Raw genomic sequence first — 26094 nt, forward strand, 5'->3', positions numbered from 1 at the left:
GGTAAAGCTCGACGGTTCGGACACACGTACGATACCGCGTGATACCACGCAGGGTTACAGTGGGTCCATGGCTATGACTCTGCGACTCAGCGAGGCCGACGACCGGCTGCTGACCGACCGCGCCCGGACGGAGAACCGGTCCAAGCAGGAGATCGCCCGCGAGGCCATCCGCGCCTATCTCAACGACCACGACCGGCGCATCGAGGATCTCGAGGACGACCTCGCCATCGCGCGCTACTCCCTGCGCCGCGAGCTCGGCGAGGTCCGCTACACCCCGCACACCGAGGCCCGCCGCGCCCTCGGTCTCGACCGCCCTGCCGCCGAGTGAGCTATCAGGTCGTCTGGGCCGACGAGGCATTGCAGTCGGCCGAGGCGTACGTCGACGACGACCCCATCGGCCTGATCCAGGTCTTCGACACCGTCGACACCCTGGCCGAGACCCCGCGCGACGTCGGCGCCTACGCCTGGGGCAAGGACCGCTACCGCCTCCGCGTCGGCCGCTACCGCATCGTCTACGTGGTCGAGGAGCGCCGCATCACCGTCGCCGTCATCCACCTGGGTCGGCGGAGCGCCTGACGCCGCTGGCCGAGCCTCCGGCGGTCGTGTAACACGTCGTTCGTAGGACTACTCGCCCTATCGGATAGGGCGAGTAGTCCTACGAACGACGTGTTACATGCCAGATGCCGCCGCCAGCCCGATCAGCCCAGCCGCTCGATGACCATCGCCATGCCCTGCCCACCGGCGGCACACATGGTCTCGAGGCCGTAGCGGCCGCCGGTCTCCTGCAGACCGTGGAGGAGCGTGGTGGTGAGACGTGCGCCGGTGGAGCCGAAGGGGTGGCCGAGGGCGATCGCGCCGCCGTTGACGTTGACCCGCTCGGGGTCGAGGCCGATCTGGGCGATGCTGGGGAGCACCTGGGCGGCGAAGGCCTCGTTCATCTCCACGAGGTCGATGTCGGACGCCGAGAGGCCGGCCCGGGCGAGCGCCTGTCGAGAGGCGTCGACCGGCCCGAGTCCCATGATCTCGGGCGAGAGCCCGGAGACGCCGGTCGAGACGATCCGGGCCAGGGGCGTGATGCCGAGCTCGGCGGCACGGGAGTCGCTCATGATCACCAGCGCGGCCGCGCCGTCGTTCAGCGGGCAGCAGTTGCCGGCGGTGACGGTGCCGTTCTCCCGAAAGACCGGCGCCAGGCCGGCGACCTTCTCGAGCGTCACCCCCGCCCGCGGACCGTCGTCGGTGGAGACGACCTCACCCGACGGCAAGGTCACCGGCGTGATGTCCCGCTCCCAGAAGCCGCGATCAGCAGCGGCCTCGGCGCGGTTCTGGGAACGTACGCCCCACTCGTCCTGCGCCTCCCGCGAAACCCCGCACATCTCGGCGACGTTCTCGGCGGTCTCGCCCATCGCGAGGTGGTAGTCGGGCAGATCGCCGGCCTCGCGAGGGTCGATCCAGGCCTCGCCCGCGGCCACCCGTGCGGCACCGCGCTCGCCGGCCTTGAGGAACTCCTCGGCCTTGGTGTCCGGCATCCCGTCGGCCTTGCCGCGCTCGTAGCGGGACACGCACTCCACCCCGGCCGAGACGAACGCGTCGCCCTCGCCCGCGCGGATCGCGTGGAAGGCCATCCGGGTGGTCTGCAGCGACGAGGCGCAGTAGCGGTGGACCGTGGTGCCGGGCACGGCGTCCAGGCCCAGGCGTACGCCGACGACCCGCCCGATGTTGTAGCCCTGCTCTCCCGCGGGCTGGGCGCAGCCCATCATCAGGTCGTCGAGCTGCGTCGGGTCCAGCTCCGGAACCGACGCGAGGGCGCTGCGTACGATCTGCTCGGCCAGCTCGTCGGGACGCAGATCCTTCAGCGATCCCTTGAAGGCGCGGCCGATCGGCGAGCGGGCGGCAGAGACGATGACTGCTTCGGGCACGGTTTCTCCTCAGGAGTTGGGGGTGTGCTGGAGGAAGGCGGGCCACTCGCCGCCGCCGTCGACGGCGAGGACGGCGCCGGTGATGTGCGCGGCGAGCGGCGAGGCGAGCATCAGACAGGCATCCCCGATCTCCGACGGGGTCGCGAAGACGCCGCGCGGAATGGTCGCGGCCACCGCGGCCCGCTGCTCCGGGCTGCCGTAGTGATCCTCGGATCCGGGCGTGGCGACGAGCCCGCAGGAGATGGCGTTGACGCGTACGTCCGGGGCCCACTCCACCGCGATCGACCCGGTCAGGCTCTCGACGGCCGCCTTCGCGGCTCCGTAGACCGCGGTCCCGGGACTGGGCCGTCGTGCCGAGATCGAGCTGATGTTGACGATGGACCCGCGGGAGGCCTTCAACGCCTCGTACGCCGCCTGGCTGACGTAGGCGGTCGCCAGGAAGTTGAGCGCCGCGATCTTCTCGTGGAAGCGCGGCGACGCGGTCGCGAAGTCGGCGTACGGCGCGCCACCGGCGTTGTTCACGACCACGTCGAGCCGCCCGAGCCGCGAGGTGATCGCCGCGATCCACGCCGCGACCTGCTCGGGATCGCGCACGTCGACCTGGGAGAAGACCGGCTTGCGCCCGTCGATCACCGGCAGCTCCTCGGGCGCGCTTCGGCCGCAGATCTCGACCTCCGCGCCGGCCTCGAGGAACCGCGCGACGATCCCGGCGCCCACCCCGCGCGCACCACCGGTCACCGCGACCACCTTGCCGCTGAAGTCGATCTCGACTGCCATGTCCGGCAGTCTAGAGCGCCTACCAAGCAAATGCTAGGTTGATGGTCACGGTGACCGGCTGACGAGGGTCAGACGCAGCGCCTCAGACGCAGTGCACGTCCACCCAGTAGGTGTGCTCTCCGCTCATGTGCTTCTTGACCGGCACCGAGACGGTGACCGAGCCGCTCGCACCGGGGAGATAGGTCGCCCCGTCCGGACCGTGCACGTCGGCGATCGTGCAGCCGGCCTGGTCGGACACGGTGATCTTGTGCAGACCGGCCTCAGCGGCCTCGACGTGCGCCTCGTGGAACGCGAGGACCGCCGGGTCGTACTCGGAGTACTTCACGTTGTGAGCACCCAGGGTGTCGGTCCACTCGGCGGCCAGACCATCGAGGTACGGACCTCCGTGGCGGGAGAACCGGGTGTCGATCTCGACGATCGCCTTGGCCTTGACCTTGAAGTTGTCGGTCTTGCTGTCGGCCGGGACGAAGCCGTGGCGGTTGCCGGGCGCGGTCGAGTCGAGCGCGTCGTACGGCGTCAGCCAGACCTTGTACTCGCCACCGTTGTTCGGGGTGTCGAGGTAGGGGAACAGCTGCACGGTGATGCCGCCGTCCTCCGCGTCGGTGCCGGTCGCGTGCGCGCAGCCGCCGCTCGGGGCGACGCTGACGAAGCGGCCGCTGGCGTCGACCTGGACCCGGCGGCAGGCGACCGGGTCGGTGGAGAGCAGGGTCTTGCCGGACGGGTCGGTCACCTGGAAGGCGTAGATCCCGGCAGGCAGGCCGGCCGCGTCGACGGGCGCGTTGATGCCGGGACCACCGTTGAGATAGACGTCCTCCTTCGCGGCGTAGTGGTTGAGGTTGACGGGCGCACCGGTGACATCGGTGGTGAAGATCGCGCCGGAGAGCTGCAGCAGGGGCGCAGCCGAGGCCGGCATCGACCAGAGCGCCGCCGCGGCGACCGTCGCCGCGACAGCACAGACGAGCTTTCGCATCATGGGTTTCCCCCCTCGGATAGGTCGGACCTCGAGTCTTCGCCGCGCCGCGGTCAAGGCCACCTCGCGCCCACCCGGTATCGCCCGAACCGGGTAGGACCCCGGACTGTGTGATCGGCCACCTCGGCCACACCAGAGGGAATACCGGAGACTCCCTCCGTCTTGCGTCAGGAGTGGATCGGGGCCATCGGCCCCGGCAGACCTGAGAGGAACTTCTTGTGACCACGACCGCCGTCGACACCTTCACGGACGTGATCCGCTCGCGCCGCAGCGCGCGAGCCTTCCTGCCGGACCCGGTGCCCGCCGACGACATCCGCGGTGTGCTCGAGGACGCCCAGCGCGCCCCGTCGCACAGCAACACCCAGCCGTGGGAGGTCCACGTCTTCTCCGGTGAGGCCCGCGACCGCCTCAGCGAGGCGATGCTCAAGGCGTTCGAGGCCGGCCAGATGAGCCCCGACTTCACCACGACGTACGGTGCCGACGACAGCATCCACACCCGGCGGTCGCAGCAGGCGGGTGCCGTTCTCTACGGCGCCATGGGCATCGCCCGCGAGGACGTCGACGGCCGCACCAAGGCCGTGGCCGAGAACCTCCGCTTCTACGGTGCGCCCCACGTGGCACTGCTCTTCGTGCCGGAGCTCGGCGATGTCGTACGGGCTGCCAACGACGTCGGCATGTACGCCCAGAACTTCCTGCTCTCCCTCACCGCCCGCGGCTACCACGGCGTGCCGCAGGGCATGCACGGCCTCTTCGCCGACACCGTCCGCGCCCACCTCGGCCTGCCCGCCGACCTCAAGCTGCTCTACGGCATCTCCTTCGGCACCGCCGACCCCGAGGCCTCGGTGAACCGCCTCGACCTCGGCCGCGCCCCGCTCGACGAGCACATCGTGCTGCACGACACCTCGCTCTGAGCCGCTGCGACGAGCTGTCGATCGAGCTGTAACACGTCGTTCGTAGGTCTTCTCGCCCTATCGGGACGACCGGATAGACCTACGAACGACGTGTTACACGTGCGGCACCCCGCTCAGCGAGCGGCCGCCGCCCCGCGGATCTCCGCCACAGACGTACGCTGCGCCCGACCCGCCGCGAAGAGGCTGACCGCCACCGCCAGCAGGAGCCAGAGGACCAGGCCCCCGACCGGGGCAGCGACCGCAGCACCGCTCTGCGCGACGACGACCCCGCGGAGCGCCTCCGCGGCGAGCGGGACCGGCAGGATGCCGGCGAGCGCACCGAAGGGCGCCGATGTGGTGGCCACCGGCAGCAGCCCTCCGAGGGAGACCAGCTGCAGGACGAGGAAGGCGAGCGAGATCAGCCAGCCACGGTGCTGGCCGGCGAGCGCGACGACGGCCTGGTGGGCCGCGACGAAGGCCACCGCGGCGAGCGCCGCGATCCCGACCGCGCCGAGCGGCCGCGCGAGGTCGGCACCCAGAACCCCGGCCGCGACCACGAGGAGCACTGCCTGCGCCAGCCCCACGAGAGCCGCCGGCCACAGGCCGGCGAAGGTGAGCCGGCGTGCCGTGAGCGCATCCCGCAGCCGGCCGGCGGGGAAGGCCGGACGGAGCAGGTAGATCGCGAGCGCACCGAGCCACAGCGCCAGTGCGATCACCGCCGGGGCCAGCCGGGTCGCCCCGGACGTGGACTTCGTCGAGGCGACCGAGACCTGCACCGGGTCGGCGACGACCTCGGCCTGCTTCTCCCCGGGAACCGCGATCTTCGAGGCGCCGTCGTCGAGACCCGAGGCCAGCGAGTCGGCACCCTCGGTCAGCGAGGACGTCCCGGACGACAGCGAGTCGGCACCGGTCGCGAGCTCCGCCGAGCCGCTCTCGAGCTGCTCGGTCCCGGACGCGAGCCGATCGGCCCCGGAGGCCAGCTCGGTGGCGCCGTCGTTCGCCTCCCCGAGGCCGCCGGAGAGCTCACGCGCGCCCTTGGCGAGGCGGGCGTTGGCGTCGGCGACCCGGGACGCACCGGAGGCGACCTTCCCGGCACCGTCCGCCGCCGACGAGATCCCGCCGGCCAGCTCGGGAGCCGCCTGCGACAGCTCCGAGGTGCCCGAGGCGACCTGACCCGCCCCGGCGGCGAGCTGGTCGGCCTGAGCCCCACCGGGGCCGACCGCCGTGGCGGTGGCACCGCACAGCTGCGGCTTGGAGGCCGCGAGCAGCGGGTCGCTCGCGCACGCCTGCGCCCAGCCCTTGGCGAGCCGGGTGTAGCCGTCCACTCCCTGTGACACCTGCGAGGCACCGTCCGCGAGCGAGGAGGCTTGCGAAGGCAGGTCCGCAGTCGAGCGTTCGAGCTTGTCGAGACCGCCGCTGAGCTCGCCCGCGCCGGCGGCCAGCGAGGACGCGCCCTCGGACGCCTTGCCCGCGCCCCCGGCCAACGAGCCCGCACCCTCCTCGAGCCGTGCGGTCCCGCCGGCGAGCGAGTCGAGGCCGCCGGCGACCTGCGCGGCACCGTCGGCGGCGCCGGAGGCACCGGAGCTGAGCGCGAGAGCACCATCGGCGACCTTCCCGGCGCCCGAGTCGGCGGCAGCGGTGCCCTCGGCGAGCTGGTCGGCACCGTCGGCGGCCGAGTCGAGGCTGGTCTTGAGCTTCCCGGTCTGGTCCCGCACCCCGTCGAGGTAGGTCGTCGTGACCGTACGTCCCAGGGTCGAGGCGGACTGCCGGGCGACCTGACGGGCGATCTCGGCGGTCACCTCGCTGGAGGCGTCAGACGCCTCCACCGTGACCCGGCCGGCACTCGGGTCGCTCCCCCGCACCCCGGACAGCGTCTTCGACAGGTCCGCGGGGATCGTGATCACCGCCGCGTACGTCCCGTCCGCATAGCCCGAGCGCGCGTCCTTCTCGTCGGTGAGCTCCCAGCCGAGCGTGGGGCCGGCGGACGAGCGCGAGGTGGAGACGAGGTCCGCGGCCAGCGCCCGCCCGGCGTAGACCGTCTGCTTGTTCTTCCCGCTCCCCGTCGTCACCGGCTCGTCGAGGTTGACCACCGCGGCGGGCACCTTGTCGAGATTCTCGCCACGGTCGCCGAGCGCGACGAGCGCGAGCGCCGTCACGACCACCGGCAGCAGGATCGCGGCCGCCACCAGGCGACGGCCCGACCACCAGGATTTCGTACGTGTCATCGGACTGTCTCCAGATCAGCGGCCGCAGCCGCAGCGTCGGTGAGCTCGGGCTCGGGTCGGGTGCGGGCGGGCGGCAGGGCCTGAGCGATCGCGTCCGCGACCTGTGGCACCGCGGGCGGCGACGGCATCCCGAGGACGACGGTCGTGCCGCGTGAGGTCAGCGCGGACAGGGCCGCGAGCCGACCGGGGTCGAGCGAGGTGGCGCTGTCGATCGCGACGAGTGCCGGGACACGACGGGCGCCCGCGAGGTCCAGGGCGGCCGAGACGTCGTCGACGAGAGCGGCCCGCGCCCGCACCGCGCCCGCCTCCTCCGGCAGCAGCCGGTCGAGCACGACCAGCCGTCCGGCGAACCCGAGCCGCCCGGTGATCGCCGCGAGCGCGGCAGATCGAGCGACCGGGTCGGACCCGTGGACGATCCCGAGCCCACCCGGGCGCAGGCCGAGCGAGAGCGGCGCGAGCGCACCCGGCACCTCGACGTCGTGCGCCCGCACCGCGACCTCACCGTGAGCGGCGACGTGATCGGCGTGCTCGAGATGATGGACGAGCGCCTCGCCCTCGATGTCCAGGACCGGCATCCGCCGGTCGAGCCACCGCGGCAGCCACCACGCGCCCCGCCCGAGCAGAGCGAGCACCGCCGGCACCAGCGTCATCCGCACCAGGAAGGCGTCCACGAGCACCCCCACGGTGAGCCCCAGCGCCATCGGCTTGACGATCGGGTCGCCGTTGGGCACGAAGGCGGCGAAGACTCCGATCATGATGAGAGCCGCGGCGGTGACGACGCGGGCGCTCGCGACGAAACCGCTGTCCACGGATGCCCGGGCGTCGCCGGTGTGGACGTAGTCCTCCCGCATCCGCGAGACCAGGAAGACCTCGTAGTCCATCGCGAGCCCGAAGAGCACGCCCATCAGGATGATGGGGAAGAACGCGATCACCGGCCCGACCTTGGCGACGTTGAACAGGTCGGCGCCCCAGCCCCACTCGAAGACCGCGGCGACCACCCCGAACGAGGCCGCGACCGACAGCACGTAGCCCAGCGTCGCCTTCAGCGGGACCGCGATCGAGCGGAACACGACCGTCAGCAGGATCAGCGACAGCCCGACCACGACGGCCCCGAACGGCAGGATCGCGCCGGAGAGCCGAGCGCTGACGTCGATCGCCACCGCGGTCTGCCCGGTGACCCTGACGTCCTCGATCCCGAACCGCTTCTCCAGACCACCCGCGTCGGCGCGGATCTCCTTCACCAGGTCCGCCGTCGCGGGGTCGCTCTTCTCGGTGGTCGGGTAGATCACCACGAGCCCGAGGTCGGCGGTCCGGTTCGGCGTGGCCAGCGCGACCTTCTGCACCCCGTCGTAACCCCCGAGCGACGTGCCCAGAGAGTCCATCACCCCGATCGGGTCGGTGGTGTCGATGATGTCCGCGGTCACGAACAGCGGTGCGTTGTAGCCGGGCCCGAAGTCACGGCTGATCAGGTCGTACGTCTCCCGCGGAGCGGTCCCCGGCTCGGCGCTGCCGTTGTCGTTGAGCCCCAGCGCGAGGTCGCGCGCCGGGACGGCCAGGACGGCGATCACCAGCAGCGAGAGCACGATCGTGACGACCGGGACCCTGGTCACCAGCCGCACCCACCGCGCCCCGAGGGTGACCGCCTGAGGCCGCCCCTCCGCGGCAGCCTCCCGCCGGGCCGCCCGGGAACCCGGCTTCGGCCGGAGCCGCTCGCCCGCGACCGCGAGGAGTGCCGGCACCGCGGTGAGCGCGACGAGCACCGCGACCAGCACGGCCGAGGCCGCGGCGTACCCCATCACCGCGAGGAACGGGATGCCCGCGACCACCAGGCCGCACAGCGCGATGATGACCGTGGCACCCGCGAAGATGACCGCGCTGCCGGCGGTGGCGACCGCCCGGGCGATCGACTCCTCCACCCCGAGACCGGTGGCGAGCTGGCTGCGGTGCCGGGCGATCACGAACAGCGCGTAGTCGATCCCGACCGCGAGCCCGATCATCAGCGCCAGGGTCGGGGTGGTGGCCGAGATCGTGGTGACCGCGGCGACCGAGAAGATCCCGGCCATCGCGATCGCCACCCCGAGCAGCGCGGTCAGGATCGGCAGCCCGGCCGCGAGCAGGGACCCGAACGTGATCGCGAGGACCAGCAGGGCGATGAGCAGCCCGATCGCCTCGGTCGCGCTGACGTGCACCCCGGTGACGGAGTACGCATCTCCGCCGATGTGGAGCTCCAGCGACGACCCGGCCGGGAGCTCCGCGGCCTTCTCCAGGTCCGAGGTCACGCCCTCGGGGAGCTCGTCGAGACCGAGGTCGAGCTGGACCGTCGCCAGCGCGTCCCGCCCGTTGTCGCTGACGGTCCGGCTGTCCTTCGCCAGCGGGTCGGTGACCGTCGCGACGTGATCGACCTTCTCCACGTCGGCGAGCACCGCCCGGATCTCCTTGCGGTGATCCTCGATCTTCTCCCCCTCGGGCGCGACGAAGACCAGCTGGGCCGAGGTCCCGGAGACCTCGGGGAAGCGCTGCGTGAGCGCGTCCAGGCCCTGCTGGGACTCGGTGCCGGGGATCGTGAAGTCGTTCTGCAGCTTGCCGCCGAGCGAGACGGTCAGCGCACCCAGCAGCACGGCGATCAGGAGCCAGAGCGCCAGCACTGTCTTGGCGCGGCTGGCCACCAGCCGGCCGAGGCGATAGAGGTAGGAGGACACAGTTCGATACATTAACGCATCCAATACAGAAACGTATCGTCGCGCGTATGTGAGGATTGCTACATGACCGAGGTGAAGGCCCCCAGACGACGTACGAACACCCGCGCACGACTGCTGGCCGCCGCCGTCGATGTCTTCGTCGAGCGCGGAGCGCGCCGGGTCACCGTCGACGACCTGGTCAGTGCCGCCGGCTACACCCGCGGCGCCTTCTACTCCAACTTCAACAGCGTCGACGAGGTGCTGCTGGCGGCCTTCAAGCAGGAGGCCGAGAAGCAGATCCAGGCCGTACGCGACGCCGTCGACCAGCACACCGACACCGGGTCCAGCGGCCTGCTGATCACCGCCGCCCTCGAAGCGCTGCGGCCGACCCAGGACCGGTGGTTCATCCTGCAGAGCGAGGTGATGCTGCAGAGCCTGCGCGACCCCGACGCCCGCGAGATCAGCGCCGCGACCTTCGCCGCGCTCAACGCCCAGCTCGTCGAGGTCGTCGAGCTCGCCCTCGACCGGATCGACCGCACCTCGACCGTGCCGGTCGATCTCCTCGCCCAGACGGTGATGGGCGTCTTCCTGCACAGCCTCGCGCTGCGTACGGTCGATCCGGACGACCCTCGGGCCGACCGGCTCCTCGACGAGGCGCTCCCCCTGGTCCTCGACGGCGTGTCTGTCCCCCGGTCCACCGGCCAGGGGTGATCTAGTCTGAGTCCGAGGTCGGCACTCGGACCGCCTCGCTGACCGACTCTCAGGGGGTAGTCACCATGGGCACACCGACATGGGTGTGGCTGGTCACCGTCATCGCGATCCTCGGCCTGCTCGGGTTCGACTACGTCTTCCACGTACGCAAGGCCCACACGCCCACGCTCAAGGAAGCGGCCACCTGGTCGGCGATCTACGTCGCGATCGCGCTGCTGTTCGGCGTCGGCGTGCTGATCTTCGGCGGCGGCACGATGGGTGGGGAGTACTTCGCCGGCTACATCACCGAGAAGGCGCTCTCGGTCGACAACCTGTTCGTCTTCCTGATCATCATGACGAGCTTCCGGGTGCCGCGCGAGGACCAGCAGAAGGTGCTGCTCTTCGGGATCACCTTCTCGCTGATCGCCCGCACCGGCTTCATCTTCGTGGGCGCCGCGCTGATCAACACCTTCGCCTGGGTGTTCTACCTGTTCGGGCTGATCCTGCTGATGACAGCCGGCAACATGCTGAAGCCCGACAACGACTCCCACGGGGAGAACTTCGTCGTCCGCCTGGCCCGGCGACTGTTCCACGTCAGCGAGCACTACGACGGCGACAAGCTCTTCACGGTGGAGGACGGCAAGCGCATCCTGACGCCGATGCTGCTGGTGATGGTGGCCATCGGCGGCACCGACATCCTCTTCGCCCTCGACTCGATCCCGGCGATCTTCGGCCTCACCCAGAACGTCTACCTCGTCTTCACCGCGACCGCGTTCTCGCTGCTGGGCCTGCGCCAGCTCTACTTCCTGCTCGACGGCCTGCTCGACCGGCTCATCTACCTGTCCTACGGCCTGGCCGCGATCCTCGCCTTCATCGGCGTGAAGCTGATCCTGCATGCCCTCCACGAGAACAACATCCCGTTCATCAACGACGGTGATCCGGTGCACGTGGTGGAGATCAGCACCGGCCTCTCCCTGAGCGTCATCCTCGGCGTACTCGTCGTGACCATCGTCGCCTCCCTGTTCAGCAAGCGCGGCCGTGCGAAGAACGCGATCGCCAACGCCCGCCGCCACGCCACGGCCTACCTCGACTCGGAGTACACCGCCGATCCCGCCGAGCGCGAGCGCATCCACAACGCCCTCCTCGCCGAGCGCGACACGATCGTCGCCCTCGGCCCGAAGTACCTGCAGATCGCCCGCGACGAGACCCCGCTCATGGAGCTCCTCGAGCGCGCCCTCGCCAGCCACACCGCCGCCGTCGAGCGTGGCGAGGCCACCCCCGCAGGACCCCCGAAGATCCTGCGCGAGGAGTAGCCGGGCCAGGAGCCCCGGGCGAGGCCTCAGGCGGCGTGGCGACCCCGGAACGAGGTCGGCGAGGTGCCATGGAGGCGCTTGAAGGCAGCGCTGAGCGCGAAGGGGCTGGCGTAGCCGACGCGGGCGGCGATCGCCGACAGGGTCAGCTCGGTACCGACCAGCAGGTCTGCGGCCAGGGCGAGCCGCCACCGGGTCAGGTACGCCAGCGGTGGCTCACCGACCTGCTCGACGAAGCGTCGGGCCAGGGCGGCGCGGGAGAGACCGACCTGCTCGCCGAGGCCGGCCACCGTCCAGGGCAGCTCGGGGTGCTCCTCCATCGCACGCAGCACCGCGGCCACCGCGTCGTCGGCAGGAAGAGCCGAGGACGCGGAGAGCACCTCACGCACCGCCTTGACCACGAGTACGTCCAGCAGCCGGTCGAGCAGGGCCGTCTGGCCGGCCTCGTCCCGCGCCAGCTCCCTCGACAGCAGGTCCAGAACGGCCGTGTCGAAGCCGCGCAGCACCACGCTCGTCGGCAGCCGGGACAGCAGCAGCGAGCCCACCGACGTCTCGCGTTCGTAGGTCCCGATGAGCATCACGGTCGAGTCCGGCGAGCGGGTGTTCCCCCAGGTGCGTACGCCCAGCGCCAGCTCCTCGGCCAGCAGCGCCCCGCTCGGGTCGACGCAGACCTGGCCGGGAAGGATCCGGATGTCGGCGGGGCGGTCGGCCGAGTCGGCGATGACATAGCTCGCCGGACCGCGGCACACGATCACGTCACCGGCGCCCACCTCCTGCGGTCCCTCGCCGCCGGTGAAGACCGCCTCGCCGCGCGCGATCGCGATGACCGCGAGCGGTGCCTCGTCCTCGGTCGTGATCGACCACTCCCCGGCGAACACCGCCTTCAGCAGGAAGGCGCGCTGGGCCCGGGGGCCGTCCAGCAGCAGATCCAGTGAGGACATGGTGAGACGATAACGCATCCTCGCTGGAGCCGTACGTATTCCATCGTCGCTCGCTCTCGACCAGATTAGAGGCATGACAACACTCATCACCGGCGCCACCGGCAAGACCGGCCAGCGCGTCGTCCACCGCCTCCAAGCCCTCGACCACGACGTACGCGGCGTCACCCGACACTCCACCCCGCGGTTCGACTGGCACGACCGGACCACCTGGGCCGAGGCCGTCTCCGGCTGCGAGTCGGCCTACCTGACCTTCCAGCCCGATCTCGGCCTGCCGGGCGCGGACGAGATCATCGGCGCGTTCGCCGCCGAGGCGGTCGCCGCCGGCTGCCGGCGGATCGTGCTGCTCTCCGGTCGCGGAGAGGAGGGAGCCGAACGAGCGGAGAAGGCCCTGATGGCCTCGGGCGCCGAGTGGACGATCCTGCGCTCGGCCTTCTTCCTGCAGAACTTCACCGAGGGTGCGTTCGCGGACGAGCTGGCCGCCGGGTCGCTCACCATGGTCGAGCACACCGTCACGGAGCCGTTCGTCGACGTCGACGACATCGCCGCGGTCGCCGTCGCGACGCTCCTCGACCCCGGATATGCCGGCCGGGTCCTGGAGCTCACCGGGCCGGAGCTGCTCACGTTCGAGGAGGCTGCGCGCGCCATCGGCGGGCCGGCCGTCGCCTACCGCCCCGTGCCGACCGACGACTACATCGCGACGCTGACCGCGGCCGGGCTTCCGGCAGCGGACGCCGCCGGGCTGGCGTACCTCTTCGAGGAGGTTCTCGACGGACGCAACGCCTACGTGACCGGTGACGTCGAGGCGGTCCTGGGCCGCGCCGCCCGAAGCATCGCTGATCTCGACCGCGGGGCGCAGTCATGAGCGAGGTCGTACTCACCGGCGCGAGGCTGCTCAACGGCGTCACCGCCGGCATCTACATCGCCTTCCTGGTCGCCTTCATGCCGGCGCTGCACGGTCAGCCGGACGAGGTCTACGCACGGGTCATGAACCGGCTCAACGTGGTCATCGTCAACCCGGTGTTCCTGGCCTTCTTCCTGGGCGCCCCGCTCCTGGCCCTGCTTCTCCTCGGCTGGCACCGCAGCCCGCTCTTCATCACCGCCGCCTGCCTCGCCGTCGCCGCCGTGGTCATCACCTTCGCGGCGAACCTGCCCCTGAACGACGCCCTGGCGAACGGCGGCGCCGTGTCCTCGTTCGAGAAGCCGTGGCTGATCTTCCACACGCTACGGACCCTCACCGCCACGGGTGCTTTCGTCCTGCTCAGCCTGCCCGCGGCGGTCACCCGGACCTAGCAGCAGACCACCTGCTGCACCGTGAACAAGGTGTCTTCCTGGCGCTGCATGTTGACGTACCCCTGGTCCACCCAGACCACTCGGAACAACCCGTCTCCGAGGTCCTCGACCCGTCGCTCGCCGCCGGCGTCGAGGTCGTCGAGGATGTGGTAGTAGAAGCCGTCGCCACCGTTGGCGTCATCGGTGCAGTCCCATGCGGCCGGGTCGTCGAGGTCGGGCATGTAGAGGCCGGCGGCCTCGCAGTCACCTGCCTGGAGTGCGTCGACGAACTTGACGGCTGCGGTCTCCGCGCCGCTGACCGGCGCTCCGGCCGCAGGCTCCTCGCCGCCGACCGGGTCCTCGTCCGGACCTCCGCGCGTCACGAACCATGTCGCCGCGCCGCCCAGCACCAGGGCGACGCCGACGACGGCTGCGACGAGGATCGCCGTGCGTCGGCGGGGCGCCGCCGGCTGCGGCTGTGTCGCCGGCACCGGATTCGGGTTCGAGTTCGGCGAACGGAGCACGGTCTGCGCGTCCGAAGGCGGAGGTACGGCAACCGCTCGTCCCTCGGCCGCGGCGGTGAGTGCAGCGGCAAAGCTCCCCGCGTCCGGCCAGCGGTCCTCGGCCCGCGGCTCGAGGGCGCGCATGATCACCGCGGACACCGTTGCCGGCACGGGCGCGACGGTGCCGAGGTCGGGAACCCGGGAGACGACCGTCAACGCCGGCGCGGGCGAGCGGCCCGCGAACATCGCCCACGCGACCGCACCCAGGCTGCGTACGTCGGCACGATGGTCGATCGGCAGCGACTCGTCGAACTGCTCGGGCGCCATGTAGGCGGGCGTCCCGATCTGCCTGGTCACCTCCGTGTGCTGGTCGAGCGCCCGGGCCACGCCGAGGTCGGCGACCATCGCGCGCAGCCGGCCGTCGGACCCACCGGCGAGCAGGATGTTGGCGGGCTTCACGTCGCGGTGGATCACCGAACGTACGTGCAGGGCGTCGAGGCCGGACGCGGCCTGCGCCACCAGGTCTGCCACCAGCTGCACCGGCATGCCCTGCGGGTGCTGGGCGATCAGCTCCGCGACACTGCCCGCGTCGGCGTACGCCATCACGAAGTAGGGCGCGCCCTCCGGCGTCTCGCCGATGTCGTGGACCGAGACGACGTGGGACGAGTCGACCGACCGGAGGAAGCGTGCCTCCTGCAGGAACCGCTCCCGGATGTCGGCCGCCTGGGTCCACTGGGCGCTGAGCACCTTCACCGCAACGAGCGAGTCGAGGACCGGGTCCTGGTAGAGCCACACCTCGGCGAAACCGCCGGAGCCGAGGGGCTTGACCTGGCGCAGGCGCCCGAGCATCTGGGGAAGAGTCACCGGGACATTATGGGGCCGGGCGTCAGCCCGGGCGCGCGATCCGCCACTCCCGCCGGCTACGGGATCATGGATCCATGTCGGTCGAACTGCTGCCCACCGACGGCGCGAGCTGGGAGCCGGTCACGACCGGAGAGTCCGGCGCCGTCGTACTTCACGATCCTGCCCGTGGGCGCTACGCGAAGGTCGTTTCCACCGCGGTCGTGGATGATCTGGCTGCGGAGCGGGACCGGATCGCCTGGCTCGCCGAGTCAGGCCTCCCGACCACGTCCGTGCTCGATTGGCGAGCCACCCACGACGGCGCGTGCCTGATCACCAGTGCCGTTCACGGCGTCCCGGCCGACCAGCTCGACGCTCCGGCACTTCGGCGCGCCTGGCCGGGGATCGCCGCCACCGTGCGTGAGCTGCACTCCATCCCTGCGGTGGCCTGTCCCTTCAGCAGAGGACTCGCGTCGATGATGCCCCTGGCGCGCGCGACCGTGGCCGAGGACCGAGTCCAGACCGAGTTCCTGCCGGTGTCCATGCAGCAGGTTCCGCCGCCCCAGATCCTCGACCAGCTCGAGGACGAGCTGCCGCAGCGCCGACGTCAGGAGGAGGACCAGCGCGTCGTCTGCCACGGCGACCTCTGCCTGCCGAACATCCTCATCGACCCCGACACGATGCGCGTAGCCGGCCTGATCGACCTCGGCCGCCTCGGCATCGCCGACCCGTACGCCGACATCGCCCTGCTCCTGGCCAACGCCCGCGAGACCTGGCCCGACGAGGCCCTCGCCCGGCAGGCCGACGACGAGTTCGCCGACCGCTACGGGATCACCCTCGATGCGGACCGCCGCCGCTTCTACCTGCTGCTCGACCCCCTGACCTGGCCGGCCTGAGCCAGGACCACAGTGAGCGATGCATCGACACGCAAAACGCCAACCGCCTCCGAACCAGCACTTCGGCTGATCCAGAGGCGGTCTTGAGTCCTGCGCGCCTGTAGGGATTCGAACCCCAAACCTTCTGATCCGCAGATACCCCCGGGGCGTCCATGGGCGTACGTTCCACGCTCGGGCTCGGGCTCGGCTACCCCGGATCTTCCACCCTCGTCCATATCCGTCCGGCGCTCCTGAAAGCAGAACTGAGAGCAACATCGCCGTCATGCTGGAAGTCCATATCTCGGGGGCGGAGCGTCACCCATTCCGGGGGTCTGGGGGCTTGCCCCCACGCTGCCCAACCCCACCGCGCCTCGAGGTGTCGCGGGGAGTGTCCCTGTCGGCAGCAACCCCTCCTCCTCCCTCGTCATCAGCCAACAACCTGGATCCACTCTCGCCGGGACGTCGCCGGCATCAGTGGTCAGGCTCGGGGTGGTGCGTCGTGAGAAGTTTCACGGCAGGTCGAGGCGTCCCAGGGCTCGGAGAAGACCGGCGAGATGGTCGCATTCGTGCCAGATGCTGACGGGATCGGAGCCCTTCGCCGTCGTGCTGATGGTCTCGCCGTCGTCACTGAGTTGCCCCATATCGAGCTCGGGCTCCTGGTCGAGGTTGTAGGCCGCGGTGATCGGGACGTTCCAGTAGTAGTCGACGTCGAAGGTGACCTCGGGACCGTGCTGGGCTTCGACGACGTCGAGTGTGCGCTCGAGGGCAGCTCGGAGATCGGCAATGCGCAGCGGCTGAGCGGTCATGGGCACAGGATGGCAGGACCCGGCGGCTGAGGACTGCCTGGATCCGATTCGCGAGTGCGTGTCTTCTCTACGGGGAAGGGGCGCACTCTTCATTTTTGGCGCGGCACGAGGGGACCGGCCGCCAGGCCGCACGCCCCGGAGGCCGCGCACGCGGCCGAAGACCGCCTTGAGTCAGAGACAGTTCTCACGAAGCCGGCGGCGGCGTGATCGATCGGCGCGCTGCATCTTCGGGCGCTGTCTCGCTCGTGTCGATCCTGACATCTGCGTCCAGCAGGTTCGGAGGCTCGCGCCAGGCCGCGATGCGTTCATCAAGATCGTGGCTGCCGCGTGCTCGAAGTGGCTCTAGGGCGACGGGCTCCGGGCAGGAAGGCTGCCGAGGTTGCGGACCGCTTCGCCGACCTGGTCGACGAGGACGACAAGAGCGCCGAAGACCACGGCGACGACACCGAAGAAGGCCGCTGAAACCATGACTCTGTTAGCAGAAGCGTTGGCAAGCGCCTTGCACTCGGGGCACACCGTGAACATGAAGAAAGCCCCTCACCACGGCGTAATGCCTGGTCAGGGGCTAACCTCTCACTTACCCATGTTCTGCGCGCCTGTAGGGATTCGAACCCCAAACCTTCTGATCCGTAGGGACTCGCACCACACCATTTCCGCACCGTTGAGCGGAATGGCTGGCCCGAAACACCCGAGAAATCGGGTCTCGGCCGACGATTTCGGATGGTTTGGCGGGGAGCCTGGCGGGGAGAATCCAACCCTTTGGCCGATCCTGGTCGTCATCTTGGTTCTAGCTCTCAAGCACGCTGGGGCGGCAGGTGGCAGGGGTAAGCGCTACGTCTTCCCGAGAGTGGCCCCATCTGCGGGGGTCTGGGGGCTTGCCCCCACGCTGCCCAACATCCTCGAGCTTAGAAGTGTCGCGGGGAGTGTCCCCGTCGGCAGCAGCGCCCACCTCCCCCTCGTCGCCAGCCTCCTGCCGTGCCTGGCGCCGACGTGACGGTGATCGCCGGGAGGAACGGGATACGTACGTCGCGATGCGTGCTCGGTCGTCGAGTTGGCGGTTCACGAAGAGTTGGGGCCAACTCCCAAGTCGAAGTACCAACTCCCGTTCTCTTCTCCATCTTGAAGCGCTTCCATGATCGGCCTCGGCGGCACGTCGCCGGAAACATCCACGACAACCAACCCGAACCGAGTTGGCCAGACGTCCGCCCCGAGCTGCTTGAATCGGTCGACGACGCTCGAGTCACGAACCTCGCCGCGCGGCACCACTCAAGCGCACCAGTTCGAACTTGGCTGGACGACCTCAGTGATCCACAGCGAACTGTCGTGGTCCCGATGCACCTTCACGACGTCGCCTCTGGAGATCCCATGCGCCCAGGCTGGGGCACGATCTATGGCCCAGAGATTGCCGTCCACCAAGGTCGCATCGAGCTCCTCCGCCGTGTATGGGGGGTACCCGTCGTCGTCTTGGACGAGCTTTACGTAAAGGTGCCCGGTCAAGGCAATACCGCGTTTCATAGGCAGGACCATCAGAGAAGTGGATGCCATTACACCATCGGCACAGAGGTTGCCCGTTGGATGGATCTCCTGATCAACCGACGCGTTAGCAACTCTGTGGTCGACGGCAGAACGTCGTCGCTACGCCGAGTGATACGGGCCCCGGACGGCTAGCGGGTCGGGTCGGTCTGGTCGACGGTTGGAGAGTGAGCGCTTGGTCTACGGACTGGGCGCTCTTCTCGTTTGGGCCCGGTGCCGTCGGGACGGGGGTGCGCGGGAGGGACCGGCCGCCAGGCCGCATGCCCGGGAGCGCGGGGGTCCCAGGCCCGCCGGCGGCGGGCCCTGCGCGCGGAGCGCGCCTTGAGTCAGTAGAGAAAGTTCTCACGCCGAATGCAGTCGCCTGTTGTGCTCCGTCGATAGATGTGCGACACGCGTCCGTCAACTGATCTGCGACATCGGTCGTGGTCGGCTGCCCGAGTCTGGGCAGACCGCAGAAGGCTGGTTGGGTCAGGCTGGTCGGTGAATCGAACAGTCGTCGCTCACGAGAGCGACGGCGACACCGTGCTTGGCGGCCAAAGTCATGAAGGTCGTGCGTGCCTCCGACGCTGCGCCCCACCGGAAACACGCGTAAACCAGCGAGGTGCCAAAGGTGTACTCAGCGCGGCCGACTGCGAGGTCAGGGTTGTCATCGAGGTCGCCATCTGTCGGCGCATCAGGTCCCAGTGACGGAAAGACCTGTCTCATGTCGTTGTAGAACGCCCTGAGCTCCGGCGTCGTGACGGCTGGATCCTCATAAGAATGGTCTTCTGCCCACTCGGCCTGATCGTCCCACCACGTGAGGAAGTCTGCGTCTGTCACGGCCTTCGGGTCGAAGGCGAGGATGTCGTAGCTCACGGCCCACAGAGCGTAGCGGCCTTCTCGGACACTTGGGGCCCGGCTATCCGCCTAGGTGTCGCAGATCAGTTGTCGCAGATCAGTTGTCGGAGATATGTCGCATGTCTGTTGACGGATGACAATGCAGTCGCCTGTGCGGCTCGAGACGCTAGGCCGATTGTTCGCAGTCCTCATCCGGAGGCTGGTAGGTAGCACCGCGCGACAGTGCGGCGTCTCTGATCTTGGCCGCCGCCCGCTCGGCCTCTCGCCTCGTGAGGTCACGGAAGTCGACGGATGCGTGATGTTCCGGATTGTCCTCGAGGTCGCCGTCGTCGAGGACAGGAAGACCGCCCGCTTCAGCGCCCGTGAAACTCCAGGTCCCGGCTGATTGCCAGCCAGCGTCGACATGACTCTGGTACGCCTCTTCGGCACTCATCCTGCTGGCGATTCGTGTCGACAGTAGGCCACCATCCTTCGTCTGCGGCCTGAAGTTCACGCTCTGGGGTCTCCCGTCGGGGTACCGCCACTTGGGCACGACCTGTCGGTGCAGCAGTTCGTCATCCTCCAGGTGTGGCACGTCAGAAGTCATCTGAACCTCGCAAGAAGTTTCGAAGCACCCCAAGGTCGTAGGTATCGACCTTTTGCTCCTCATCGGCACCCGAAGTTGGGTCGTACATGTAGAGGTACATGCTGCCGTCGAGCTCGAGCTCGACTACGTGCTCGCGATTCCCGCGTATGAACTCAACGCGCAAGGTCCCATCAGGAAGGTCCGCGAAGGCCACGTCCGGGTAGAGACGAGCGAGATCCATGATCACGTCTTCCCGTAGAACGTTCACCGCTTCAGGGTTGGGTTCAGCGGGCGCGCTCGGGTCGCTCCCCTGGTTGTGCAGAAGGGAGGTCAACTGCTGTAGGACTGCCACCATCACGTTCACAGGCACACTTTCAACGACCACCGGTTGAGTGAATCGTTGCACGGCACCGTTGCCGTCGACCAGAGCCGGTCCCTCGACGGCCACGAGTGCATCTTCATCGGTCGCAAGCGCCATTAGCGGGTGGACGTCTTGAGCCTGGCCTATGTCGAACGGACAGACCACGCGAAGTCCGTCCCCGGTTCGGAGGTTGAAGGTCGAGGCGTCCATGTCGAGTTCCACGATCAGGCCCACAAGTCGAACGAACGCTGTCGAGGCTGACTCCTCGTCCAACTCTCGCAGGGTCTCTCTCACACTCCTAGTGAGATTCGCGCGGCGCATCGAATCCAGTGGATGACCAATCCCTAGCTCTTCGGAGTCGCCTAGCGTGCGGCCAAGACCTCGGAGCTTCGGCAGGGAGGCCGGCGGAAAGTCGCTGGATAGCCTTCCCGAGGCTGAAACGCTTGCGACAGCGCCGGTGATGATGTCTCGACTGAGGGCGAAGTACTCATCCACATCGAAGTTCAGAGCGGGATGATCCGCAGGATGTCGCTCAATGACGGGGGCCGCACTGCCTTCATGTACCTCACGCACCCTCAGGTCGAGGCTGTCGACGAAACCCTTCGGAAGTCGACGACGCTGCGGATGATCTGCGAGCCATAGGCGGCGGGCGACGTCAATGACGAGGTCTTGAAACGCGACGAGCTCGGAGAACGCCGCAAGTGGCATCCCGGGCCGATTGAAACGCTTACCTCGCAAACTGAAGTACGCGAACTCGTCTGCATCCGACACGGCACAGGATGATTCCGGCCTTGTTTGCTCCGGGCTGCGCGATAGTCGGTCCCATACTCAAAAATGATGATGGCAGGTGGTCGGCACGTCGATTCCGACGCCCGCCCGCCCGGACGGGACCAGGCCCCGCTGTTGAAGAAGCGGACCGACTGGAAGAAGCTCGTTGCCGGGCTGGGCTTCGCCGACTTCCGCATTCACGATCTGCGAGCGACTGCGGCAACCAACTTCCTGAGCGCGAACGTGCCCCCGCATGTTGTCCGTGACATCTTGGGCCACACGGACCTTCGGGTGACCAACGGCTATGCCCGTCCCCACGATGACGCTCTGACTCTGACGGCAGCTGCTCTGACCGCCTATTCGGCGCGGTGATAGCGATGGCGTGGCGGGGGAGAGCGACGGGGAGCGGTTGCCCACGATGGGGAAAGAAGAACCGCCCTGTCCCAGCGTCTCGGCTGGTCAAGGGCGGTTTCCAGGTGCTGCGCGCCTGTAGGGATTCGAACCCCAAACCTTCTGATCCGTAGTCAGATGCTCTATCCGTTGAGCTACAGGCGCAGTGTTACCGAAGCAACGTGTAGAACATTAGCGGAAGATGGTCGGTGACCAGAAATCGCCACGTGTGAGAGGATCTTGCGCCAGCCACAGCATCGGGGAGGTGGAGCGTGAGCAAGCGTCAACCCACGCCGTCCGGCGAGGAGAAGAACGTGAATGATGAAGGACACGAACCCAGGACGCGCGCACTGCTCGAGGCCAAGGGCATCGAGCTGTTCGAGCTCATCGCAGAGAAGGGGCCGCTACCCTCGTCCGACCCGAGAATCGCAGACGGCGGCGAGTACGCAGAGGCGCTGACGGCGCTGGTCGATCTCGGGCTCGTACGACGGCCCGTCGAGGACCCCACGACGTGGATCACGGTTGACCCAGCCACCGTCCAGGCGCAGGTCGTGACCCCTATGACCCAAGAAGGCATCCGCCTTCTGCAGGAGTCGGCGGAGTGGGCGAACGACTTCGCCGCGCTACGCAGCGCGTGGCGCCGGTCTGCACCGAGGGACGAACTGGGCCCGTTCGCCTACATGCACGGGCCTGCGATCCAGCGCTATATCGATTCCTTGGTCGCGGAGTGTGAGTTCGAGGCGCTCACGGCTCAGCCACAGGAAGGCCGGGACACCGGCACCATCCTCGCGAACGCCATCAAGAAGGACACCCAGCTCATCCAACGAGGGGTCAAGCTCCGCACGCTCTATCAGCACTCCGCCCGAAGAAACAGTGGAACTCGGGAGTACGTCGCAGCCGTCACCGCGGCAGGAGCAGAGGTGCGCACCCTGGACGAGTTCTTCAACCGGACGATGATCTTCGACAGGAACGTTGCGATCATCCCCGGCCCCGAGGGCCTCGGGGCCGCGGTAGCGATCCGCGAGCCCGCCATCGTCAACTACCTGGTCGACGTCTTCGAGCGGGCTTGGGAACGCGGGCGACCGTTCTCGTCGGCAGACTCGACGACCCTCAAGGACATCGCCGGCGAGCAGCGCACGATGACCCTGCGCATGCTCATCGAAGGCCACTCCGACCCGGCAGCGTCGAAGCGGCTGGGCGTCAGCCCGCGGACCTACGCGGGATACGTCGCGGATCTCAAGGAAGAGTACGACGCGGACACGCGGTTCCAGCTCGGCTACGAGATCGGAAGAGCCGGCGCCGAGATCGACGGAGAGATTTCCGGGTGAGGTCGAGACCGATCCTCACCCGGAACGAGCGCTTCTAGCCACTGCCAGAATCGTCTTGTCTCAGTGCGCTACCAGCCTCACGGCCAGGTAGTGTCGCTAGCAATCTTGACGGGCTTGATGGGCCACGTGGTGTCAGCCTGTGCAGATGCCGTGGCACCAAACATGCTGACCGCGATGGTGGCCGCAGCGGCCAACGCAAGAGCGGCAACGCGTGCGAACTTCATGTTCGTTCCTTCCTGGTCTCGAGGCCGGTGCTGTGCCGAGAGGCCTACGGAATGATTATTGTGCAGGTCGAGACGTTTCGGGTAACCCAAGTTCCGTCGTACGGACTTCTGCAATGCTTAAAACTGCAGGTCAGAAAGCAGTTTGGCCCCCTCTTGAAGGGGGCCAAACTCATAGAAACCAGCGGAGGCGGAGGGATTTGAACCCTCGATGGGGTTTAAGCCCCAAACTCGATTAGCAGTCGAGCGCCATAGACCGGACTAGGCGACGCCTCCATACTGCGCGAACAGGCTACAAGACCAACGCTCCAGGGACCAATCAGGGCCCTTCGGTTGCTCCCGAAGCCGGGTCGAGGGGCTTGATGGTGGCCTTCAGATAGACCTGCAGCTCGCGTACGAACTGCTCACGGTCGATGCTGAGGATGGTCACCGGGATCGTGGTGGCGCCGCCCTTCTTGAGCCGCAGCTCCAGGCACGGCGTGCCGTGGGGCATGGTCGTCACCGCCTCCTGGATGTCGACCCAGCGGGCCTCGCGCACGCCGGCACCGCGGACGAACGCGATCCGGTAGCCCTGGGCGCTGGCGCGCAGGACGTACGCCTTGTTGCGAAGCCACCAGCCGAACCCGACCACGGCGGCGACGCCGACGACGAGTGGGATGAAGAGCCACGCGAAGTCGATCCGCGCCGCGATCACGACGGCGGTGCCGGCGAAGACCAGGAGCGCCAGGCCGACCACGGCGGCGCCGAGGAGGCGGGCCTGCACGGTGGGAGCGAGGCGGTAGTAGGTGAGCTCAGCAGATGACACGCTCTCCATTGTGGCCGACACGAGGGCCGGAGGCCGCATCGGCTTGCTCCTTTACGTGACCTAGGTCACAATCTGCTCATGACAGGTGTGCTTCCCAATATGTCGGATGCTCTTCGGGCCCTGGATACCGCAATCGCCGCTCCCCGTCCTGGGGCCAACGTAGGTCTGTGGCGGTGGTCGGTGCGCCAGCGCCTCGCAGGCGTACGTGACGCGTTGCTGGTCCTCGATACCGGACAGGAGTGGCATGCCCTCACCGATGTCAGCGCGCTCCGCGACCGCGGCACGCTGCTGAGCCGGCTCGCCGTCCTCGCCGACGACGTGCTCGACCGCACCGACCTCGAGGATCTCCTCCTCGAGCTGCGGCGGATGATGATCGACGTGGATCGGCACCTGCAAGAGGTCTAGCTCTGGCAGAGGGAGCGGGATTCGAACCCGCGGTAGGTCTCCCTACGACCGCTTTCAAGGCGGTTCCGATCGGCCACTCCGGCATCCCTCCATGCGCCCGAGGGCGCGTGGGCGAGTCTAGTGCGCCTGAGCGTCAGGCGCTCAACTCGACGAGAACGTCACCCTCCTGGACCACGTCTCCGGAGGCGACCTTGACCGCCACCACGGTGCCCGGGGTCTCGGCGAGGACGGGGATCTCCATCTTCATCGACTCCAGGAGCATGACGGTGTCCCCGACGGCCACCGTGTCCCCGGGCTGCACTCCGATGCTCATGACGTTCGCGACCATCTCGGCAGCGATCGTCGTGGGGGTTCTGCGGCTCATACCCCAGAACCTATGGGTTACCCCGTGGTAGCCCTAGCGGAGAGGGCCTCAGAGCAGCGCGTGGGTGCGGCCGGGCTCGGGGCGGACGGCGCTGGCCTCGTCGGCCTCACGCGCCGCCCTGCGCCCGCTGCCGGCGGCCGGCGAGCCGGTGAGCGCGAGGTCGATCCGGATGATGACGAACGCGATCACCAGGCCGATGAGGATGCTGTAGACAGCCGAGAGCGCGGCCTCGGCGAGCCCGACATCGGGATTGAGGAACGTGCTCGCGACCGGCGCGGTGAGCGCCACGCCGAAGAGGCAGACCCACCAGCCCTGGCGGCGGCGGGAGCGCATGTGGGTGCCCCAGACCAGCGCCGGGACCCCGAAGAGCGCCTGGATCGGGTGCGGGTAGCCACCGAGGTGGATACGGCACCAGCGCTGCATGTCATCGACCGAGTCCATCAGGCCGGTGCTGCCGTAGCGGCGCAGCATCTCGGCGTAGATGAGGGTGAGGGCCAGCATCAGGCCGCCGATGCCGACGACGATCGCACCGCGCCGGCCGAGGCCGTGCAGGCCGGCGCCGAGGCGGTAGACCGCGAAGAAGGCGATCGCGAGCGAGCAGGCCAGCGTGGCGTACTCGAACCGGGAGACCATCACCACCGGCTCGAAGCCGAGCGCGGCGAAGCTTCCGAGCGCGGCGATGCCGACCGCGATGAACGTCTCCCGGATCGTCTTCGGGAAACGACGCGAGGGGACGGTGGCCATCACCGCGAGGACCGCCGCCACCGATGCGACCAGGACCGCCGCACCCGTACGCAGCGCCTCGTTGTCCACGAGCACCACGACGAGCCCGGCCACCCCTGCCAGGGAGCCGAAGATCAGCGGTCGGCCACCGGTGCGGTGAGCCAGCGCGAAGGTGAAGGCCGTGCCGACCACGACGGCGCCGAGGCCGCCGAAGATCTCCGGGCCCAGGTCGAAGGCACTGACCGCGAGGCCGAGCACGCCGACGGCGAGCGCGACCAGCCAGATCACCCGGATGGTGCCGGCGGTCAGGCTCTCGATGAGGCCGAGGCCCGCGCGGGCGGCGCCCGCTCCGGGGACTCGCGGCTGAGCGAGGAACGAGGTCACCTTGGCGGCGGTGTTCGGCCGCCCGGACGGCTCGGTGTCGTAGGGCCCGACGGGGTCGTGGACCGGCTCGAGATAGCCGGACTGGTAGGGGTCGGACTGGTAGCCGGGCTGCTGGAGGTGGGACGGCGTCTGCGGCGCCTGCGCCAGACCGGTGGTCCCGAGGTAGGGCACCGGTGTGGAGTACGCCGGCGCCTGCCAGGCGCTCGGCGGCGGCGCTGTCGGCCCACTCAGGGCCGGCTCGGGCTGGACCCGGAACTCCGGCGCCGGGTAGCTGTCGTAGGGCGTCTCCTCCGGTGCCTGACGCGCGGCGCGCTTGCCCGTGTAGCCGTTCGGCTCGTCGAGCTGCTCCGGCTCGGCGCGCCCGGCGATCCGGCGACCGCCACCCGTGGAGGGGGGCTCCTGAGGCGGCTGACGCTCGTCGTACCACGTCTCGTCGGCCCAGCCGCTCTCGCTCCAGCCCTGGCCGTTGCCCTGCCCGGCGTAGGTCTGGCCGGTGTCCTGATAGCCGGCCCAGTCGTCCTCCGCCCACTGGTCATACGCCAGCGACTCGCTCGAGGTCGGCTCCACGTAAGCGGGTGTGGGCTCGCTGCGACCGGCTGCACGACGGCCACGCTTGCTCTTGTCAGCGCGACGGCGGGGGGCTCGGTCCATAACAGGCGAGGATACCGGGGAAGGGGTGAACCTAACGAGTCATCGATATCCGTTTACCGCTGTGACGGG

The 26094-nt window shown here is 69.0% G+C and carries 28 protein-coding genes and 3 tRNA genes; 11 read left to right on the forward strand and 20 right to left on the reverse strand.

Features of this window, described 5'->3' with window-relative positions; genetic code table 11:
• Nucleotides 1-67: 67 nt before the first annotated feature.
• Both ACZ6WN_RS12235 and ACZ6WN_RS12240 read left to right on the forward strand, forming a co-directional pair.
• Entirely contained in the window at nt 68-328 is a 261-nt protein-coding gene (locus tag ACZ6WN_RS12235; protein WP_465864905.1) for a hypothetical protein, read from the forward strand.
• The gene (locus tag ACZ6WN_RS12240; protein ID WP_465864906.1) at nt 325-576 is read left to right on the forward strand and encodes a type II toxin-antitoxin system RelE family toxin; all 252 of its coding nucleotides are present in this window, start codon (nt 325-327) and stop codon (nt 574-576) included. The genes ACZ6WN_RS12235 and ACZ6WN_RS12240 overlap by 4 nt, the downstream gene beginning before the upstream one ends.
• A 122-nt stretch (nt 577-698) precedes the next feature.
• Here ACZ6WN_RS12240 and ACZ6WN_RS12245 read toward each other — a convergent pair whose 3' ends face one another.
• The 3 genes from ACZ6WN_RS12245 to ACZ6WN_RS12255 form a co-directional block, all read right to left on the reverse strand.
• The gene (locus ACZ6WN_RS12245) at nt 699-1916 is read right to left on the reverse strand and encodes an acetyl-CoA C-acetyltransferase (protein WP_465864907.1); all 1218 of its coding nucleotides are present in this window, start codon (nt 1914-1916) and stop codon (nt 699-701) included.
• A gap of 9 nt (nt 1917-1925) precedes the next feature.
• Entirely contained in the window at nt 1926-2693 is a 768-nt protein-coding gene (locus tag ACZ6WN_RS12250; RefSeq protein WP_465864908.1) for an SDR family oxidoreductase, read from the reverse strand.
• Nucleotides 2694-2775: 82 nt separating this feature from the next.
• Nucleotides 2776-3666 (reverse strand): hypothetical protein, encoded by an 891-nt coding sequence (locus tag ACZ6WN_RS12255; protein WP_465864909.1) that lies wholly within the window; start codon nt 3664-3666, stop codon nt 2776-2778.
• 215 nt (nt 3667-3881) lie between these two features.
• On the opposite strand from ACZ6WN_RS12255, the gene ACZ6WN_RS12260 reads away from it, so the two are divergent.
• Nucleotides 3882-4574 carry a nitroreductase gene (locus tag ACZ6WN_RS12260; protein ID WP_465864910.1) on the forward strand — a complete coding sequence of 231 codons (693 nt, stop codon included), beginning with the start codon at nt 3882-3884 and terminating at the stop codon, nt 4572-4574.
• Between the two features lie 113 nt (nt 4575-4687).
• On the opposite strand, the gene ACZ6WN_RS12265 is transcribed toward ACZ6WN_RS12260, so the two are convergent.
• Both ACZ6WN_RS12265 and ACZ6WN_RS12270 read right to left on the reverse strand, forming a co-directional pair.
• Entirely contained in the window at nt 4688-6778 is a 2091-nt protein-coding gene (locus tag ACZ6WN_RS12265) for a YhgE/Pip domain-containing protein (protein ID WP_465864911.1), read from the reverse strand.
• Entirely contained in the window at nt 6775-9489 is a 2715-nt protein-coding gene (locus ACZ6WN_RS12270; protein ID WP_465864912.1) for an MMPL family transporter, read from the reverse strand. Before ACZ6WN_RS12270 ends, ACZ6WN_RS12265 begins: the two co-directional genes overlap by 4 nt.
• Before the next feature lie 51 nt (nt 9490-9540).
• Here ACZ6WN_RS12270 and ACZ6WN_RS12275 point away from each other — a divergent pair, with 51 nt between their 5' ends.
• Together ACZ6WN_RS12275 and ACZ6WN_RS12280 are read left to right on the forward strand one after the other, a co-directional pair.
• The gene (locus tag ACZ6WN_RS12275) at nt 9541-10167 is read left to right on the forward strand and encodes a TetR/AcrR family transcriptional regulator (protein WP_465864913.1); all 627 of its coding nucleotides are present in this window, start codon (nt 9541-9543) and stop codon (nt 10165-10167) included.
• Between the two features lie 65 nt (nt 10168-10232).
• Nucleotides 10233-11459 carry a TerC family protein gene (locus tag ACZ6WN_RS12280; protein WP_465864914.1) on the forward strand — a complete coding sequence of 409 codons (1227 nt, stop codon included), beginning with the start codon at nt 10233-10235 and terminating at the stop codon, nt 11457-11459.
• Between the two features lie 26 nt (nt 11460-11485).
• Here the strand turns inward: ACZ6WN_RS12280 and ACZ6WN_RS12285 are convergent, their stop codons facing one another.
• Entirely contained in the window at nt 11486-12397 is a 912-nt protein-coding gene (locus ACZ6WN_RS12285; RefSeq protein WP_465864915.1) for a cupin domain-containing protein, read from the reverse strand.
• Nucleotides 12398-12470: 73 nt separating this feature from the next.
• Here ACZ6WN_RS12285 and ACZ6WN_RS12290 point away from each other — a divergent pair, with 73 nt between their 5' ends.
• Both ACZ6WN_RS12290 and ACZ6WN_RS12295 read left to right on the forward strand, forming a co-directional pair.
• Nucleotides 12471-13259: an NAD(P)H-binding protein gene (locus ACZ6WN_RS12290; protein WP_465864916.1), complete on the forward strand. Its 789-nt coding sequence runs from the start codon at nt 12471-12473 to the stop codon at nt 13257-13259.
• The gene (locus ACZ6WN_RS12295; RefSeq protein WP_465864917.1) at nt 13256-13687 is read left to right on the forward strand and encodes an anthrone oxygenase family protein; all 432 of its coding nucleotides are present in this window, start codon (nt 13256-13258) and stop codon (nt 13685-13687) included. The genes ACZ6WN_RS12290 and ACZ6WN_RS12295 overlap by 4 nt, the downstream gene beginning before the upstream one ends.
• On the opposite strand, the gene ACZ6WN_RS12300 is transcribed toward ACZ6WN_RS12295, so the two are convergent.
• On the reverse strand, nt 13684-15033 hold the full coding sequence (locus tag ACZ6WN_RS12300; RefSeq protein WP_465864918.1) for a serine/threonine-protein kinase: 1350 nt from the start codon (nt 15031-15033) through the stop codon (nt 13684-13686). The genes ACZ6WN_RS12295 and ACZ6WN_RS12300 overlap by 4 nt on opposite strands.
• A 74-nt stretch (nt 15034-15107) precedes the next feature.
• Here ACZ6WN_RS12300 and ACZ6WN_RS12305 point away from each other — a divergent pair, with 74 nt between their 5' ends.
• Nucleotides 15108-15905: an APH(3'') family aminoglycoside O-phosphotransferase gene (locus ACZ6WN_RS12305; protein WP_465864919.1), complete on the forward strand. Its 798-nt coding sequence runs from the start codon at nt 15108-15110 to the stop codon at nt 15903-15905.
• A 488-nt stretch (nt 15906-16393) separates the two neighbouring features.
• Here the strand turns inward: ACZ6WN_RS12305 and ACZ6WN_RS12310 are convergent, their stop codons facing one another.
• The 6 genes from ACZ6WN_RS12310 to ACZ6WN_RS12335 all read right to left on the reverse strand — a co-directional run bounded on the left by ACZ6WN_RS12310 (nt 16394) and on the right by ACZ6WN_RS12335 (nt 20757).
• On the reverse strand, nt 16394-16690 hold the full coding sequence (locus tag ACZ6WN_RS12310; protein ID WP_465864920.1) for a hypothetical protein: 297 nt from the start codon (nt 16688-16690) through the stop codon (nt 16394-16396).
• 342 nt (nt 16691-17032) lie between these two features.
• Entirely contained in the window at nt 17033-17158 is a 126-nt protein-coding gene (locus tag ACZ6WN_RS12315) for a hypothetical protein (RefSeq protein WP_465864921.1), read from the reverse strand.
• Nucleotides 17159-17956: 798 nt separating this feature from the next.
• Entirely contained in the window at nt 17957-18235 is a 279-nt protein-coding gene (locus ACZ6WN_RS12320) for a DUF4265 domain-containing protein (RefSeq protein WP_465864922.1), read from the reverse strand.
• 456 nt (nt 18236-18691) lie between these two features.
• The gene (locus ACZ6WN_RS12325) at nt 18692-19078 is read right to left on the reverse strand and encodes a hypothetical protein (protein ID WP_465864923.1); all 387 of its coding nucleotides are present in this window, start codon (nt 19076-19078) and stop codon (nt 18692-18694) included.
• Nucleotides 19079-19226: 148 nt separating this feature from the next.
• Nucleotides 19227-19646 (reverse strand): hypothetical protein, encoded by a 420-nt coding sequence (locus ACZ6WN_RS12330; RefSeq protein WP_465864924.1) that lies wholly within the window; start codon nt 19644-19646, stop codon nt 19227-19229.
• Complete coding sequence (locus ACZ6WN_RS12335; RefSeq protein WP_465864925.1) at nt 19636-20757, reverse strand: hypothetical protein; 1122 nt, start codon at nt 20755-20757, stop codon at nt 19636-19638. Before ACZ6WN_RS12335 ends, ACZ6WN_RS12330 begins: the two co-directional genes overlap by 11 nt.
• A gap of 63 nt (nt 20758-20820) precedes the next feature.
• On the opposite strand from ACZ6WN_RS12335, the gene ACZ6WN_RS12340 reads away from it, so the two are divergent.
• Nucleotides 20821-21126 (forward strand): tyrosine-type recombinase/integrase, encoded by a 306-nt coding sequence (locus tag ACZ6WN_RS12340; protein ID WP_465864926.1) that lies wholly within the window; start codon nt 20821-20823, stop codon nt 21124-21126.
• A 110-nt stretch (nt 21127-21236) separates the two neighbouring features.
• Here ACZ6WN_RS12340 and ACZ6WN_RS12345 read toward each other — a convergent pair.
• Nucleotides 21237-21309, reverse strand: a tRNA-Arg gene (locus ACZ6WN_RS12345).
• A 107-nt stretch (nt 21310-21416) separates the two neighbouring features.
• On the opposite strand from ACZ6WN_RS12345, the gene ACZ6WN_RS12350 reads away from it, so the two are divergent.
• The gene (locus ACZ6WN_RS12350) at nt 21417-22472 is read left to right on the forward strand and encodes a LuxR family transcriptional regulator (RefSeq protein ID WP_465864927.1); all 1056 of its coding nucleotides are present in this window, start codon (nt 21417-21419) and stop codon (nt 22470-22472) included.
• 77 nt (nt 22473-22549) lie between these two features.
• Here the strand turns inward: ACZ6WN_RS12350 and ACZ6WN_RS12355 are convergent, their stop codons facing one another.
• From ACZ6WN_RS12355 to ACZ6WN_RS12365, 3 genes are all read right to left on the reverse strand, one after another.
• Complete coding sequence (locus tag ACZ6WN_RS12355; protein ID WP_465864928.1) at nt 22550-22696, reverse strand: hypothetical protein; 147 nt, start codon at nt 22694-22696, stop codon at nt 22550-22552.
• 182 nt (nt 22697-22878) lie between these two features.
• Nucleotides 22879-22969 (reverse strand) — tRNA-Ser (locus ACZ6WN_RS12360).
• Nucleotides 22970-23012: 43 nt separating this feature from the next.
• Nucleotides 23013-23507 carry a hypothetical protein gene (locus tag ACZ6WN_RS12365; RefSeq protein WP_465864929.1) on the reverse strand — a complete coding sequence of 165 codons (495 nt, stop codon included), beginning with the start codon at nt 23505-23507 and terminating at the stop codon, nt 23013-23015.
• A 171-nt stretch (nt 23508-23678) separates the two neighbouring features.
• Here ACZ6WN_RS12365 and ACZ6WN_RS12370 point away from each other — a divergent pair, with 171 nt between their 5' ends.
• A complete protein-coding gene (locus ACZ6WN_RS12370) occupies nt 23679-23903 on the forward strand; it encodes a hypothetical protein (protein ID WP_465864930.1) in 225 nt (74 codons plus the stop codon).
• Between the two features lie 3 nt (nt 23904-23906).
• On the opposite strand, the gene ACZ6WN_RS12375 is transcribed toward ACZ6WN_RS12370, so the two are convergent.
• The 3 genes from ACZ6WN_RS12375 to ACZ6WN_RS12385 form a co-directional block, all read right to left on the reverse strand.
• Nucleotides 23907-23994 (reverse strand) — tRNA-Ser (locus ACZ6WN_RS12375).
• A 42-nt stretch (nt 23995-24036) separates the two neighbouring features.
• Entirely contained in the window at nt 24037-24267 is a 231-nt protein-coding gene (locus ACZ6WN_RS12380; RefSeq protein WP_465864931.1) for a biotin/lipoyl-binding carrier protein, read from the reverse strand.
• Nucleotides 24268-24315: 48 nt separating this feature from the next.
• Entirely contained in the window at nt 24316-25941 is a 1626-nt protein-coding gene (locus ACZ6WN_RS12385) for a hypothetical protein (protein WP_465864932.1), read from the reverse strand.
• Nucleotides 25942-26094: the final 153 nt, after the last annotated feature.

The organism is Nocardioides sp. NPDC054178, from assembly GCF_055585005.1.

Bases quoted from the DNA above. Each gene is read 5' to 3' on its own strand.
- ACZ6WN_RS12235 (WP_465864905.1), top strand. From the start codon at position 68: ATGGCTATGACTCTGCGACTCAGCGAGGCCGACGACCGGCTGCTGACC.
- ACZ6WN_RS12250 (WP_465864908.1), bottom strand. From the start codon at position 2,693: ATGGCAGTCGAGATCGACTTCAGCGGCAAGGTGGTCGCGGTGACCGGT.
- ACZ6WN_RS12255 (WP_465864909.1), bottom strand. From the start codon at position 3,666: ATGATGCGAAAGCTCGTCTGTGCTGTCGCGGCGACGGTCGCCGCGGCG.
- ACZ6WN_RS12265 (WP_465864911.1), bottom strand. From the start codon at position 6,778: ATGACACGTACGAAATCCTGGTGGTCGGGCCGTCGCCTGGTGGCGGCC.
- ACZ6WN_RS12270 (WP_465864912.1), bottom strand. From the start codon at position 9,489: ATGTATCGAACTGTGTCCTCCTACCTCTATCGCCTCGGCCGGCTGGTG.
- ACZ6WN_RS12275 (WP_465864913.1), top strand. From the start codon at position 9,541: ATGACCGAGGTGAAGGCCCCCAGACGACGTACGAACACCCGCGCACGA.
- ACZ6WN_RS12280 (WP_465864914.1), top strand. From the start codon at position 10,233: ATGGGCACACCGACATGGGTGTGGCTGGTCACCGTCATCGCGATCCTC.
- ACZ6WN_RS12285 (WP_465864915.1), bottom strand. From the start codon at position 12,397: ATGTCCTCACTGGATCTGCTGCTGGACGGCCCCCGGGCCCAGCGCGCC.
- ACZ6WN_RS12290 (WP_465864916.1), top strand. From the start codon at position 12,471: ATGACAACACTCATCACCGGCGCCACCGGCAAGACCGGCCAGCGCGTC.
- ACZ6WN_RS12295 (WP_465864917.1), top strand. From the start codon at position 13,256: ATGAGCGAGGTCGTACTCACCGGCGCGAGGCTGCTCAACGGCGTCACC.
- ACZ6WN_RS12305 (WP_465864919.1), top strand. From the start codon at position 15,108: ATGTCGGTCGAACTGCTGCCCACCGACGGCGCGAGCTGGGAGCCGGTC.
- ACZ6WN_RS12310 (WP_465864920.1), bottom strand. From the start codon at position 16,690: ATGACCGCTCAGCCGCTGCGCATTGCCGATCTCCGAGCTGCCCTCGAG.
- ACZ6WN_RS12315 (WP_465864921.1), bottom strand. From the start codon at position 17,158: ATGGTTTCAGCGGCCTTCTTCGGTGTCGTCGCCGTGGTCTTCGGCGCT.
- ACZ6WN_RS12320 (WP_465864922.1), bottom strand. From the start codon at position 18,235: ATGGCATCCACTTCTCTGATGGTCCTGCCTATGAAACGCGGTATTGCC.
- ACZ6WN_RS12330 (WP_465864924.1), bottom strand. From the start codon at position 19,646: ATGACTTCTGACGTGCCACACCTGGAGGATGACGAACTGCTGCACCGA.
- ACZ6WN_RS12340 (WP_465864926.1), top strand. From the start codon at position 20,821: ATGATGATGGCAGGTGGTCGGCACGTCGATTCCGACGCCCGCCCGCCC.
- ACZ6WN_RS12355 (WP_465864928.1), bottom strand. From the start codon at position 22,696: ATGAAGTTCGCACGCGTTGCCGCTCTTGCGTTGGCCGCTGCGGCCACC.
- ACZ6WN_RS12365 (WP_465864929.1), bottom strand. From the start codon at position 23,507: ATGGAGAGCGTGTCATCTGCTGAGCTCACCTACTACCGCCTCGCTCCC.
- ACZ6WN_RS12380 (WP_465864931.1), bottom strand. From the start codon at position 24,267: ATGAGCCGCAGAACCCCCACGACGATCGCTGCCGAGATGGTCGCGAAC.